Annotated in this window: 11 protein-coding genes; all 11 read left to right on the top strand. The window is 59.3% G+C overall.

The genetic code is table 11. The annotated features are described in order from the left end of the window. The first annotated feature begins 58 nt into the window (after positions 1–58). The 11 genes from EC915_RS19060 (at position 59) to nuoH (ending at position 13,580) form a co-directional block, all read left to right on the top strand. The gene (locus EC915_RS19060) at positions 59–1,225 is read left to right on the top strand and encodes a cupin domain-containing protein (protein WP_133752076.1); all 1,167 of its coding nucleotides are present in this window, start codon (positions 59–61) and stop codon (positions 1,223–1,225) included. Continuing rightward, complete coding sequence (locus EC915_RS19055) at positions 1,218–1,643, top strand: GNAT family N-acetyltransferase (protein ID WP_133752075.1); 426 nt, start codon at positions 1,218–1,220, stop codon at positions 1,641–1,643. The genes EC915_RS19060 and EC915_RS19055 overlap by 8 nt, the downstream gene beginning before the upstream one ends. A gap of 167 nt (positions 1,644–1,810) precedes the next feature. Further along, positions 1,811–2,599: a secretin N-terminal domain-containing protein gene (locus EC915_RS19050; RefSeq protein ID WP_133752074.1), complete on the top strand. Its 789-nt coding sequence runs from the start codon at positions 1,811–1,813 to the stop codon at positions 2,597–2,599. A gap of 521 nt (positions 2,600–3,120) precedes the next feature. Then, complete coding sequence (gene aceA, locus EC915_RS19045; protein WP_133752073.1) at positions 3,121–4,446, top strand: isocitrate lyase; 1,326 nt, start codon at positions 3,121–3,123, stop codon at positions 4,444–4,446. A 485-nt stretch (positions 4,447–4,931) separates the two neighbouring features. Continuing rightward, positions 4,932–5,345 (top strand): NADH-quinone oxidoreductase subunit A, encoded by a 414-nt coding sequence (locus EC915_RS19040; RefSeq protein ID WP_062380742.1) that lies wholly within the window; start codon positions 4,932–4,934, stop codon positions 5,343–5,345. Positions 5,346–5,355: 10 nt separating this feature from the next. After that, on the top strand, positions 5,356–6,030 hold the full coding sequence (locus tag EC915_RS19035; protein ID WP_133752072.1) for an NADH-quinone oxidoreductase subunit B family protein: 675 nt from the start codon (positions 5,356–5,358) through the stop codon (positions 6,028–6,030). 73 nt (positions 6,031–6,103) lie between these two features. Further along, positions 6,104–7,885 (top strand): NADH-quinone oxidoreductase subunit C/D, encoded by a 1,782-nt coding sequence (gene nuoC, locus EC915_RS19030; protein ID WP_133752071.1) that lies wholly within the window; start codon positions 6,104–6,106, stop codon positions 7,883–7,885. Between the two features lie 2 nt (positions 7,886–7,887). After that, positions 7,888–8,385 carry an NADH-quinone oxidoreductase subunit NuoE gene (nuoE, locus tag EC915_RS19025; protein ID WP_093466804.1) on the top strand — a complete coding sequence of 166 codons (498 nt, stop codon included), beginning with the start codon at positions 7,888–7,890 and terminating at the stop codon, positions 8,383–8,385. Continuing rightward, entirely contained in the window at positions 8,382–9,740 is a 1,359-nt protein-coding gene (gene nuoF / locus EC915_RS19020; RefSeq protein ID WP_133752070.1) for an NADH-quinone oxidoreductase subunit NuoF, read from the top strand. Before nuoE ends, nuoF begins: the two co-directional genes overlap by 4 nt. Positions 9,741–9,876: 136 nt before the next feature. Continuing rightward, on the top strand, positions 9,877–12,594 hold the full coding sequence (gene nuoG, locus EC915_RS19015; protein WP_133752069.1) for an NADH-quinone oxidoreductase subunit NuoG: 2,718 nt from the start codon (positions 9,877–9,879) through the stop codon (positions 12,592–12,594). After that, a complete protein-coding gene (gene nuoH / locus EC915_RS19010) occupies positions 12,591–13,580 on the top strand; it encodes an NADH-quinone oxidoreductase subunit NuoH (protein ID WP_133752068.1) in 990 nt (329 codons plus the stop codon). The genes nuoG and nuoH overlap by 4 nt, the downstream gene beginning before the upstream one ends. Position 13,581 lies beyond the last annotated feature (1 nt).

Genomic DNA, 13,581 nt, shown 5'->3' with positions numbered 1-13,581 from the left:
GGCTGAGCCGGGCGTTTTTATTCCAGTCTGGAAAATACGTTTTTTCAATAGGTTACACATGAATCCTGATATTCCTCTGCAGTTGCTTGGTGGCATTACGGCGCGCGAATTCCTGCGTGATTACTGGCAGAAAAAACCGCTGCTTATTCGTCAGGCAATCCCTGACTTCGAAAGCCCGATCGATCCTGACGAGCTGGCAGGCCTGACCCTGGAAGAAGAGATTGAATCGCGCCTGATCATCGAGAACGGTGTGCGTCCCTGGGAGTTGCGGCGCGGCCCTTTCGCCGAAGATGAGTTCAGCAAGCTTCCAGAGACCGAATGGACCCTGCTGGTTCAGGCCGTTGATCAATTCGTTCCGGAAGTCAGCGAACTGCTGGACAACTTCCGCTTTCTGCCAAGCTGGCGCATAGACGACGTGATGATCAGCTACGCCGCGCCAGGTGGCAGCGTGGGCCCACACTTCGATAACTACGACGTGTTCCTGCTGCAAGGCCACGGTAAGCGTCACTGGAAGATCGGCCAGATGTGCGACACCGACAGCCCGCTGCTGGAGCATGCGGACCTGCGCATCCTCGCCGACTTCCAGGGCAGCGACGAATGGACTCTGGAACCGGGCGACATGCTCTACCTGCCGCCGCGACTGGCTCACTGGGGCGTTGCGGTGGATGACTGCCTGACATATTCGGTAGGTTTCCGCGCACCGAGTGCCGCCGAAGTTTTGACCCACTTCACCGACTTCCTCAGTCAGTTCATGTCTGACGAAGAGCGTTACACCGATGCTGATGTGCAGCCGGTCAGCGATCCGCACCAGATTCAGCGCGATGCCCTTGATCGCTTGAAAGCGCTGCTGGCCGAGCACATGGGCGATGAGCGCTTGCTACTGACCTGGTTCGGCCAGTTCATGACCGAGCCGCGCTACCCGGAAATGGTAACCGGCCCGGAACTGGACGAGGCCGAACTGCTCGACAGCCTGGAGCAGGGTGCAATCCTGATTCGCAACCCGAGCGCACGCCTGGCCTGGTCCGAGGTCGACGAAGACCTGCTGCTGTTCGCCAGCGGCCAAAGCCGATTGCTGCCCGGTCGTCTGCGCGAGCTGTTGAAACTGGTCTGCGCAGCCGATGCACTGCATATCGATAATCTGGGCCAATGGCTGGCAAATGACGATGCTCGTAACCTGCTCTGCGAGCTGGTCAAACAAGGAAGTCTGGGGTTTGCTGATGAATAAGATCCATGTACGGGTAGCCGACTGGCAGAAAGAAATCGCCGATATCCGGCGTATTCGCGAAGCCGTCTTCATTGCCGAACAATCGGTACCGCCCGAACTGGAATGGGATGCCGAGGACGCGGGCGCCCTGCACTTTTTGGCCCTGGAAGGCGATTATCCGATCGGCACGGCACGCCTGTTGCCGGACGGTGAAATTGGCAGGCTGTCGGTCCTCAAGGACTGGCGCGGCTTGAATGTCGGTGATGCGCTGTTGCAGTTCGTGATCACCGAAGCGGAAAGCCGCAACCTCAAGCAGCAGAAACTCAGCGCCCAGGTATATGCCACTGCTTTCTATGAGCGTTTTGGCTTCACCGTCGTCAGCGAAGAGTTTCTCGAAGCCGGCCTCCCCCACGTGGACATGGTGCGTAACTCACCTTAAGCGATGGACCGCCACGCCATAGAACGCCCCGTCGTTATCGCCTCAGCGGGCTATGCTGAAACGAAGATGCCGGGGCGTTCTGCTGCCTGCGATTCAATTTGTTCATAGACAGGCCGACAAACTGGCACACTCAACGCTTTGACGCGCCCCTTTCGGAGATCACCCCGATGTCGTTACGCACCCTGCTCGCTTCTGTTCTGTTGGCTTGCAGCTTCACGACCGCTGCCGCCACCGAAGTCATCCCCTTGAACTACCGCACCAGCGATGATCTGATGCCTGCCGTCAAATCATTCCTGGGTAACGAAGGCAGCGTCAACGCCTACGGCAACAAGCTCATCGTCAATGCAGAGCCGGGAAAAATCAGTGAGCTTCACGATCTTCTGGCTCAACTCGATACCGCGCCCAAACGCCTGTTGATCAGCGTCGACACCAGCGATAACACCCTGCAGAGCGACCAGGGCTATTCGGTCAACGGCACGGTACGCTCGCGGAATGGCGGCGTCACTGCCGATGGCAATACCCGAATCATCAACTACGGCACTGCCAGTCGCGATGGCGGCGTGCAGCAGGTTCAAGCCAACGAAGGCACTCCTGCGCTGATTCAGGTCGGGCAGAGTGTCCCGATCACCAACGTACAGACCGACTCGTACGGTTATGCGCAAACCAACACCCAATACCGCAACGTCACCCGTGGCTTCTATGTCACCGCGAGCATTACCGGTGATGTCGTTCACCTGAACATCAGCACCAACAACGACCGCATGAGCCAGCAGCAGGCCGACGCGATCAAGGTGCAGAGCACCGACTCTCAGGTCAGCGGGCGTCTGGGCGAGTGGATCACCCTGGCAGGCGTGAGTGACCAGTCTCGCGCTGACGAACAGGGCGTAACCCGGCGCTATTCGACTCAGGGTCGCGATGACATGACGTTGCGGGTTAAGGTCGACAGCCTCGATTGAGGCGACCTAAAAGAAACGCTGCATCTTTGGGCGTGAGCTTGCCCATTCCCACAGATTCTCATTCCTCGCCAAAAAATGTAGTGCCCATACAAATCGCTACATATCCCGCATCCCTCCTGAACGAACAGTACCGCAGCTGACGTGCCCTTCCCTGGACCTAAAAGCCTGAAACTGACTGATGAGTCGGCCCAGACAAATATGTAGTGATCATAAATAACCACTACAAAATATTTGACGACGAAAAAAAGCCGAGGCATGATGGCCTCGCTCTCACTGATAGGCGCACCTGCAGAAAGACTCTAAATCGTGCGACAACGCTACCAAGTTGAGCCTATTTGATGCTTTTAAGCCCAAAAGGCAGTTTCAGCGTCTCATCATCGTGAGGCGTAAAAAATCCCGATCCGACGCAATGCTTTCCAATCCAGTGAGCAGCCTTAAGTGCGTCCTGGAAAACCCCAGGCGCCCGTACCGCGAACAGTTTCACCTCAAGACCCACAAGACCAAGCGACGAGGTTTACCCCATGGCACAGACACGCGAACAACAAATTGCAGCCATCGAGAAAGATTGGGCCGAGAACCCACGCTGGAAAGGCGTGACCCGCACCTACTCCGCTGCAGACGTCGTCCGCCTGCGTGGCTCGGTTCAACCTGAACACACCTTCGCCAAGCGGGGCGCTGAAAAGCTCTGGAATCTGGTCACTCAGGGCGCCAAGCCGTCTTTCCGTCCCGACAAGGATTTCGTCAACTGCATGGGCGCCCTGACAGGCGGGCAGGCGGTACAGCAAGTCAAGGCGGGCATCCAGGCAATTTACCTGTCCGGGTGGCAAGTGGCGGCGGATAACAATTCGGCTGAGTCGATGTACCCGGATCAGTCGCTATACCCGGTGGATTCGGTTCCGACAGTGGTCAAGCGCATCAACAACTCGTTCCGCCGCGCAGACCAGATCCAGTGGAAAGCCGGGAAGAATCCGGGGGACGAAGGTTATATCGACTACTTCGCGCCAATCGTGGCCGACGCAGAAGCCGGTTTCGGCGGCGTATTGAACGCCTATGAATTGATGAAGAGCATGATCGAGGCAGGTGCTGCTGGCGTGCACTTCGAAGATCAACTGGCCTCGGTGAAAAAATGTGGCCATATGGGCGGCAAGGTGCTGGTGCCTACCCAGGAAGCGGTGCAGAAACTGGTTGCAGCGCGTCTCGCAGCTGACGTCGCAGGCGTTCCGACCATCATTCTGGCGCGCACCGACGCAAACGCTGCCGACCTGCTGACTTCCGACTGCGACCCGTACGACAAACCATTCGTGACCGGCACTCGCACCCCGGAAGGCTTCTATAAAGTACGCGCCGGTCTGGACCAAGCCATCGCTCGCGGCCTGGCCTATGCGCCCTATGCCGATCTGATCTGGTGCGAAACGGCCAAGCCGGATCTGGATGAAGCCCGTCGCTTCGCCGAAGCGATCAAAAAGGAGTACCCGGACCAATTGCTGTCCTACAACTGCTCACCTTCTTTCAACTGGAAGAAGAATCTGGACGACGCGACCATTGCCAAATTCCAGCGCGAGCTGTCGGCGATGGGCTACAAGCATCAGTTCATCACCCTGGCGGGCATTCACAATATGTGGCACAGCATGTTCAACCTGGCGCACGACTATGCCCGCAATGACATGACTGCCTACGTGAAGCTGCAGGAGCAGGAGTTCGCCGACGCTGCCAAGGGCTACACCTTTGTGGCACACCAGCAGGAAGTGGGCACTGGCTATTTCGACGACATGACCACGGTGATCCAGGGCGGCAAATCCTCGGTCACCGCCCTGACCGGTTCCACCGAAGAAGAGCAGTTCCACTGAGTTTGCGCTTCTGCCAGAGGCCGCCTTCGGGCGGCCTTTTTGTCATTCAAAAGCCTTAATACCCTACCAAAGTAGTCGGTTATTGCCCGATAGGCGCCCTGAATCGACATGCGAATGTTAATTAAAGACGCTGCTTAATAAGTCTTTCTTTTGACAGCGTGCAATAACGCCAACTTCGTCACCTTCCACCGATATCCCCCAAACAAACTTTCAAATGATATTAATTATCATTTCTTCTGGGCGTTTTTCGTTACCGTTTAGAGGAAATATAATTAGTTAAAAGCGCCGTAATGCCCGCCTGGTAAGGGCTCAATCAAAGAAAGCGTGATCTGGCTCATTAATCCTGTGAATAAATTTCATGTAGAAAATTTACTTGCTCTTCTTTTGCACATAAAATCCCGGAATTGATCGCACTGCGACATATCGTCACTGCTTCTAATCTTTTCAAGCTCAGAGACCTTTGCTCTCTGTTAAGGACTGCCAGCATGCCCGAATCGACAGGTTTGATTGCCCACAACTGGGGCTTCGCCATTTTCCTTTTGGGCGTCATCGGCCTTTGCGCCTTCATGCTCGGCCTGTCCAGCCTGCTGGGTTCCAAAGCCTGGGGCCGGAGCAAGAACGAACCTTTCGAATCCGGCATGCTGCCCACCGGTGGCGCGCGCCTGCGACTGTCCGCAAAGTTTTATCTGGTCGCGATGCTCTTCGTGATTTTCGATATTGAAGCCCTCTTTCTGTACGCTTGGTCTGTGTCCGTCCGCGAAAGCGGCTGGACCGGCTTCGCCGAAGCGCTCGTTTTCATAGCAATTCTGTTGGCAGGTCTTGTCTACCTATGGCGGGTAGGGGCGCTCGATTGGGCTCCCGTTGGTCGTCGTAACCGGCAGGCGAAGCTAAAACAATGAGGCTTTGGCAATGCAATACAATCTCACCAGGATCGACCCGGATGCTCCTAACGAGCAGTACCCCATCGGCGAGCGGGAAACCGTTGCCGATCCGTTAGAGGATCAAGTCCACAAAAACATTTTCATGGGCAAGCTTGAGGACGTATTGAGCGGTGCTGTCAACTGGGGGCGCAAGAACTCCCTTTGGCCGTACAACTTCGGTCTGTCCTGCTGCTACGTGGAAATGACCACCGCTTTCACGGCACCCCACGACATTGCGCGCTTCGGCGCGGAAGTGATCCGGGCATCGCCGCGTCAGGCGGATTTCATGGTTATCGCCGGTACCTGCTTCATCAAGATGGCGCCGATCATCCAGCGTCTCTACGAGCAAATGCTTGAGCCTAAATGGGTCATTTCCATGGGTTCGTGCGCCAACTCCGGTGGCATGTATGACATCTACTCCGTCGTACAGGGCGTGGACAAGTTCCTGCCTGTGGATGTTTACGTGCCCGGCTGCCCGCCCCGTCCAGAGGCGTTTCTGCAAGGCCTGATGCTGTTGCAGGAATCCATTGGCAAGGAGCGTCGCCCTCTCTCCTGGGTCGTCGGCGACCAAGGCGTGTACCGCGCCGAGATGCCTTCGCAAAAGGAACAGCGCCGCGAACAGCGTATTCAGGTCACAAACCTGCGCAGCCCCGACGAAGTCTGATCCAGTTTTCTTTTACAAAAAGAAGCCTGAACCTGGGTTCATTCTGTACGTTGACCGATAGCGATCGAGACCTATGACTGCAGACACCGCTCTGTACATCCCGCCTTACAAGGCTGACGACCAAGATGTCGTCGTTGAACTGCACAACCGTTTTGGTGCAGAAGCATTTACCGCTCAACCCACTGTTACCGGCATGCCTGTGCTGTGGGTCGCTCGCGCCAGGCTGTTCGAAATCCTCAACTTCCTGCGCAACGTGCCAAAACCGTACTCGATGCTGTACGACCTGCACGGCGTGGACGAACGCCTGCGGACCAAGCGCCGTGGCTTGCCGGACGCCGACTTCACTGTGTTCTATCACCTACTGTCGATAGAGCGTAACAGCGACGTCATGATCAAGGTGGCCTTGTCCGAGAGCGACCTCAGCGTGCCGACCATTACCAGTATCTGGCCGAATGCCAACTGGTACGAGCGCGAAGTGTGGGACATGTTCGGGATCGACTTCCCGGGCCACCCGCACCTGAGCCGCATCATGATGCCGCCGACCTGGGAAGGTCATCCGCTGCGCAAGGACTATCCTGCTCGCGCTACCGAATTCGACCCGTACAGCCTGACGCTGGCCAAGCAGCAACTGGAAGAAGAAGCCGCGCGCTTCCGTCCGGAAGACTGGGGCATGAAGCGTTCGGGCACCAATGAGGACTACATGTTCCTCAACCTGGGGCCGAACCACCCTTCCGCTCACGGTGCGTTCCGAATCGTGCTGCAATTGGATGGTGAAGAGATCGTCGACTGTGTGCCTGACATCGGTTACCACCACCGTGGTGCCGAGAAGATGGCCGAGCGTCAGTCCTGGCACAGCTTCATTCCGTACACCGACCGCATCGATTATCTGGGCGGGGTGATGAACAACCTGCCGTACGTGCTTTCGGTCGAGAAGCTGGCGGGCATCAAGGTGCCGCAGAAGGTCGACGTCATCCGCATCATGATGGCCGAGTTCTTCCGTATCACCAGCCACCTGCTGTTCCTGGGCACCTACATCCAGGACGTGGGTGCGATGACCCCGGTGTTCTTCACCTTCACCGACCGGCAGAAAGCCTACACCGTGATCGAAGCCATCACCGGTTTCCGCCTGCACCCGGCCTGGTATCGCATCGGCGGCGTCGCCCATGACCTGCCGCGCGGCTGGGACAAGCTGGTCAAGGACTTCGTCGAGTGGTTGCCGAAACGGCTGGATGAGTACACCAAGGCTGCTTTGCAGAACAGCATCCTCAAGGGCCGTACCGTCGGCGTCGCCGCCTACAACACCAAAGAGGCCCTGGAATGGGGCGTCACCGGGGCCGGCCTGCGTTCTACCGGTTGTGACTTCGACCTGCGTAAGGCTCGCCCGTACTCCGGGTACGAGAACTTCGAATTCGAAGTGCCGCTGGCCGTCAATGGCGATGCCTATGATCGCTGCATGGTCCGCGTCGAAGAGATGCGTCAGAGCATCAGGATCATCGACCAGTGCATGCGCAACATGCCGGAAGGCCCGTACAAGGCTGATCACCCGCTGACCACGCCGCCGCCCAAAGAGCGCACCCTGCAGCACATCGAAACCTTGATCACGCACTTCCTGCAGGTTTCGTGGGGCCCGGTCATGCCGGCCAACGAATCTTTCCAGATGATTGAAGCGACCAAGGGCATCAACAGTTATTACCTGACGAGCGACGGCGGCACCATGAGCTACCGTACCCGGATTCGCACCCCAAGCTACCCGCACCTGCAGCAGATCCCTTCGGTGATCAAAGGCAGCATGGTCGCGGACTTGATTGCGTATCTGGGTAGTATCGACTTCGTTATGGCCGACGTGGACCGCTAAGCATGAACAGCACGCTTATCCAGACAGACCGTTTCGCCCTGAGCGAATCCGAGCGCTCGGCCATCGAGCACGAAATGCATCACTACGAGGACCCGCGGGCGGCGTCCATCGAAGCCCTGAAGATCGTTCAGAAGGAGCGAGGCTGGGTACCGGACGGCGCCATCTACGCAATCGGCGAAGTGCTGGGCATTCCTGCCAGCGACGTCGAAGGCGTTGCGACGTTCTACAGTCAGATCTTCCGTCAGCCAGTGGGCCGCCACATCATTCGCGTCTGCAACAGCATGGTCTGCTTCATTGCCGGTCACGAAGACATCGTCGGCGAAATTCAGAGCAAGCTGGGCATCGGCCTGGGCCAGACCACTGCCGACGGTCGCTTCACCCTGCTGCCGGCCTGCTGCCTGGGCAACTGCGACAAGGCGCCGGCGGTGATGATCGACGACGATACTTTCGGCAATCTGCAGCCTGCGGGCGTGGCCCAGCTGCTGGAGGGTTACGTATGACCATCACTTCCTTCGGCCCGGCCAACCTGATCCAGCGCGCGCCGGAAACCCATCCATTGACCTGGCGTCTTCGCGACGACGGCGAGCCGATCTGGTTTGACGAATATGTAGCCAAAGATGGCTATGCCGCTGCACGCAAGGCCTTCGCCCAGCAATCGCCCGATGAAATCGTCCAGGCGGTCAAGGACTCCGGCCTCAAAGGCCGCGGCGGTGCAGGCTTCCCTACTGGCGTGAAGTGGGGCCTGATGCCCAAAGACGAATCCATGAACATCCGCTACCTGCTGTGCAACGCGGACGAAATGGAACCCAACACCTGGAAAGACCGCATGCTGATGGAGCAACTGCCCCATCTGCTGGTAGAGGGCATGCTGATCAGCGCCCGTGCGCTGAAAGCCTATCGCGGTTATATCTTCCTGCGTGGTGAGTACGTCACTGCGGCCAAACACCTGAACCGCGCCGTGGCCGAAGCCAAGGCCGCCGGTCTGTTGGGCAAAAACATTCTAGGCACCGGCTTCGACTTTGAGCTGTTCGTCCACACCGGCGCCGGGCGTTACATCTGCGGTGAGGAAACCGCACTGATCAACTCTCTGGAAGGCCGTCGCGCCAACCCGCGCTCCAAGCCGCCCTTCCCGGCCGCTGTGGGCGTGTGGGGCAAACCAACCTGCGTGAACAACGTCGAAACCCTGTGCAACGTCCCGGCGATCGTCAACAACGGCAACGACTGGTACAAGTCGCTGGCCCGCGAAGGCAGCGAAGACCAGGGCACCAAGCTGATGGGCTTCTCCGGCAAGGTGAAGAACCCCGGCCTGTGGGAGTTGCCATTCGGCCTGCCCGCGCGTGAGCTGTTCGAGGACTACGCTGGCGGCATGCGCGACGGCTACAAGCTCAAGTGCTGGCAGCCAGGTGGCGCCGGTACCGGCTTCCTGCTCCCTGAACATCTCGATTGCCAGTTTTACGCCGGTGGCGTGGCCAAGGTTGGTACCCGGATGGGTACGGGCCTGGCAATGGCGGTGGACGACGAGGTGAACATGGTGTCGATGATGCGCAATCTGGAGGAGTTCTTCGCTCAAGAGTCGTGCGGTTTCTGTACCCCGTGCCGCGATGGCCTGCCGTGGAGCGTGAAGATTCTGCGCGCCATCGAGAAGGGCCAGGGTCAACCCGGCGACATCGAGACGCTGCTGGGCCTGGTCAACTTCCTCGGCCCGGGCAAGACCTTCTGCGCCCACGCACCGGGCGCAGTGGAACCTCTGGGCAGTGCCATCAAGTACTTCCGGTCTGAGTTCGAGGCAGGCATCGCACCGGTAAGTGCGGGCGACCTCTATCAGGTCAAGAGTCCGACGATAGCGGGCGCATAAAAAAGACAGACCGGTCGGTGGCCCTGAGGCCGCCGTCCAACGCTGCGGTTGCGCCGCAAGGCTGTTTGAACCGCAGCGGCACCGAGATTCCATTAGCCACGCCCGCTGACAACGGGCCAACGAAGACCTTTGAACCATGGCTACTATCCACGTAGACGGCAAAGCGCTCGAAGTCGATGGCGCAGACAACCTGTTACAGGCATGTCTGTCGCTGGGCCTCGACATCCCTTATTTCTGCTGGCATCCAGCCCTTGGCAGCGTTGGCGCCTGTCGCCAGTGCGCGGTCAAGCAGTACACCGACGAAAACGACACCCGTGGTCGTATCGTCATGTCCTGCATGACACCCGCCACGGATAACACCTGGATTTCCATCGACGACGCCGAATCCAAGGCGTTCCGCGCCAGCGTCGTCGAATGGCTGATGACCAACCACCCGCACGACTGCCCGGTCTGCGAGGAAGGCGGGCACTGTCATTTGCAGGACATGACCGTGATGACCGGCCATAACGAGCGCCGGTATCGTTTCACCAAACGGACTCACCAGAACCAGGATCTGGGCCCGTTCGTCGCGCACGAGATGAACCGCTGCATCGCTTGCTACCGCTGTGTGCGCTTCTATAAAGACTACGCCGGCGGCACCGACCTGGGCGTCTTCGGCGCCCACGACAACGTGTACTTCGGTCGCGTTGAAAGCGGAACCCTGGAAAGCGAGTTCTCCGGCAACCTCACCGAGGTCTGCCCGACCGGTGTGTTCACCGACAAAACCCACTCCGAGCGCTACAACCGCAAGTGGGACATGCAGTTCTCGCCGAGCATCTGCCACGGCTGCTCCAGCGGGTGCAACATCAGCCCCGGTGAGCGTTATGGCGAAATCCGCCGTATCGAGAACCGCTACAACGGCTCGGTCAACCAGTACTTCCTGTGCGACCGCGGCCGTTTCGGTTATGGCTACGTCAACCGCACCGACCGTCCGCGTCAGCCGCTGCTGACCCAAGGCAACGTCAAGCTGAGCCTGGACCAGGCGCTGGACAAGGCCGCCGAGATGCTACGCGGTCGCAACATCGTCGGCATCGGTTCCCCACGCGCCAGCCTGGAAAGCAACTACGCCCTGCGTGAACTGGTCGGTGCCGAGCATTTCTATTCGGGTATCGAAACCGGTGAACTGGAGCGTCTGCGCCTGGTTGCCCAGGTGCTCAGGGACAGCCCGCTGCCGATTCCGACCCTGCGCGAAGTCGAAGAACACGACGCTGTGTTCATCCTTGGCGAAGACGTCACCCAGACCGCCGCGCGCATGGCCCTGGGCTTGCGCCAGTCGGTGAAGAACAAGGCCGAAGACATGGCCGCTGCCATGAAGGTTCAGCCTTGGCTCGATGCCGCGGTGAAGAACATTGGTCAGCACGAGCTCAACCCGCTGTTCATCGCCAGCCTCACTGACACCCGCCTGGACGACATCGCCGAAGAGTGCGTGCACGCCGCTCCCGACGACCTGGCGCGCATCGGGTTCGCCGTGGCTCATGCCATCGACACAAGCGCGCCAGCGGTAACCGGGCTGGACAACGAGGCGCTGGAGCTGGCGGGACGCATCGCTACCGCATTGCTGCAAGCCAAGCGTCCACTGATCGTCTCCGGCGCTTCTCTGGGTTCGAGCGCGCTGATTGAGGCCGCGGCGAACATCGCCAAAGCCCTGAAGCTGCGCGACAAGAACGGCTCCCTCAGCCTGATCGTGCCGGAAGCCAACAGCATGGGCCTGACCCTGTTCGGTGGTGATTCGGTCGATGCTGCGCTGCAGCAGGTGATCTCGGGCAAGGCCGACGCCATTGTCGTGCTGGAAAACGACCTGTTCACCCGTATCAATGCCGCCACTGTCGAAGCCGCACTGCAAGCCGCGAAGGTGGTGATCGTTGCCGACCATCAGAAGACCGCGACCACTGACCGCGCCGACCTCGTGCTGCCCGCCGCCAGCTTCGCAGAAGGCGACGGCACCCTGGTCAGCCAGGAAGGCCGAGCCCAGCGCTTTTTCCAGGTCTACGATCCGACCTACCTGGACGCCAGCATCAAGATTCACGAAGGCTGGCGCTGGCTGCATGCCCTGCGCGCAACGCTGCTGAACCAGCCGGTGGACTGGACGCAACTGGACCACGTCACCGAAGCCTGTGCCGCGCACAACCCGCAACTGGCTGGCATCGTCGGTGCAGCGCCTTCGGCCAGCTTCCGAATCAAGGGTCTGAAACTGGCGCGCGAACCCCTGCGTTACAGCGGCCGTACCGCCATGCGTGCCAACATCAGTGTGCACGAACCGCGCACCTCGCAGGACAAGGACAGTGCGTTCTCGTTCTCGATGGAAGGTTACTCCGGCTCCGCCGAACCGCGCTCGCAGGTGCCTTTCGCCTGGTCTCCGGGCTGGAACTCGCCGCAAGCATGGAACAAGTTCCAGGACGAAGTCGGCGGTCACCTGCGCGCGGGCGATCCGGGCGTGCGCCTGATCGAAAGCACTGGCGACAAACTCAGCTGGTTCGCCAGCGCGCCTCGCGCCTTCTCCCCTGCTCAAGGCACCTGGCAGGTCGTGCCGTTCTTTCATCTGTTCGGCAGTGAGGAAAACTCCTCGAAAGCTGCGCCGGTTCAAGAGCGCATTCCGCAAGCCTATGTCGCACTGGCCAAGTCCGAAGCGGACCGCCTGGGCGTCAATGACGGTGCCATGCTCAGCCTCAATGTTGCCGGTCAGACCCTGCGTCTGCCCTTGCGCATCGACGAAGAGCTGGGCGCGGGCCTGGTGGCGCTGCCATCGGGTCTGGCCGGCATTCCTCCGGCGCTGGCCGGGAAAACCGTTGAGGGTCTGCAGGAGGCAGCACAATGACGTGGTTTACCCCTGAAGTGATCGACTCGATCATCGCTGCCCTCAAGGCCATCGTGGTGCTGCTTGCCGTTGTGGTCTGTGGCGCGCTGCTCAGTTTCGTCGAACGCCGCCTGCTGGGCTGGTGGCAGGACCGCTACGGTCCTAACCGCGTCGGCCCGTTCGGCATGTTCCAGATCGCTGCCGACATGCTCAAGATGTTCTTCAAGGAAGACTGGAACCCGCCCTTCGTCGACAAGGTAATTTTCACCCTGGCGCCGGTGGTGGCCATGAGCGCCTTGCTGATCGCCTTCTCGATCATCCCGGTCACCCAGACCTGGGTCGTTGCCGACCTGAACATCGGCCTGCTGTTCTTCTTCGCCATGGCCGGTCTTTCGGTCTACGCGGTGCTGTTCGCAGGTTGGTCGTCGAACAACAAGTACGCCCTGCTGGGCAGCTTGCGGGCGTCGGCGCAGACCGTGTCGTACGAAGTGTTCCTGGGCCTGTCGCTGATGGGCATCGTGGTGCAGGTCGGTTCATTCAACATGGGCGACATCGTTAACTACCAGGCCGAACACCTGTGGTTCATCATTCCGCAGTTCTTCGGCTTCTGTACCTTCTTCATAGCAGGCGTGGCCGTGACTCACCGTCACCCCTTCGACCAGCCGGAAGCGGAACAGGAACTGGCCGACGGCTACCACATTGAATACGCTGGCATGAAATGGGGCATGTTCTTCGTCGGTGAATACATCGGCATCATCCTGATCTCGGCGCTGCTGGTGACCCTGTTCTTCGGCGGCTGGCACGGCCCGTTCAACATTCTGCCGCACCTGTCGTTTATGTGGTTCGCCCTGAAAACTTCGTTCTTCATCATGCTGTTCGTCCTGCTGCGTGCTTCGATCCCTCGTCCACGTTATGACCAGGTGATGGATTTCAGCTGGAAGTTCTGCCTGCCACTGACCCTGATCAATTTGCTGGTGACCGCTGCGGTCGTCTTGGCGGCTCAGTGAG

Origin of the sequence: Pseudomonas sp. LP_7_YM (assembly GCF_004364435.1) — a bacterium.
Lineage (GTDB): Bacteria > Pseudomonadota > Gammaproteobacteria > Pseudomonadales > Pseudomonadaceae > Aquipseudomonas.
This window is presented reverse-complemented; position numbering and strand designations above follow the sequence as displayed.

Coding starts and splice junctions, on each gene's coding strand:
- EC915_RS19060 (WP_133752076.1), top strand. CDS start 59: ATGAATCCTGATATTCCTCTGCAGTTGCTTGGTGGCATTACGGCGCGC.
- EC915_RS19055 (WP_133752075.1), top strand. CDS start 1,218: ATGAATAAGATCCATGTACGGGTAGCCGACTGGCAGAAAGAAATCGCC.
- EC915_RS19050 (WP_133752074.1), top strand. CDS start 1,811: ATGTCGTTACGCACCCTGCTCGCTTCTGTTCTGTTGGCTTGCAGCTTC.
- aceA (WP_133752073.1), top strand. CDS start 3,121: ATGGCACAGACACGCGAACAACAAATTGCAGCCATCGAGAAAGATTGG.
- EC915_RS19040 (WP_062380742.1), top strand. CDS start 4,932: ATGCCCGAATCGACAGGTTTGATTGCCCACAACTGGGGCTTCGCCATT.
- EC915_RS19035 (WP_133752072.1), top strand. CDS start 5,356: ATGCAATACAATCTCACCAGGATCGACCCGGATGCTCCTAACGAGCAG.
- nuoC (WP_133752071.1), top strand. CDS start 6,104: ATGACTGCAGACACCGCTCTGTACATCCCGCCTTACAAGGCTGACGAC.
- nuoE (WP_093466804.1), top strand. CDS start 7,888: ATGAACAGCACGCTTATCCAGACAGACCGTTTCGCCCTGAGCGAATCC.
- nuoF (WP_133752070.1), top strand. CDS start 8,382: ATGACCATCACTTCCTTCGGCCCGGCCAACCTGATCCAGCGCGCGCCG.
- nuoG (WP_133752069.1), top strand. CDS start 9,877: ATGGCTACTATCCACGTAGACGGCAAAGCGCTCGAAGTCGATGGCGCA.
- nuoH (WP_133752068.1), top strand. CDS start 12,591: ATGACGTGGTTTACCCCTGAAGTGATCGACTCGATCATCGCTGCCCTC.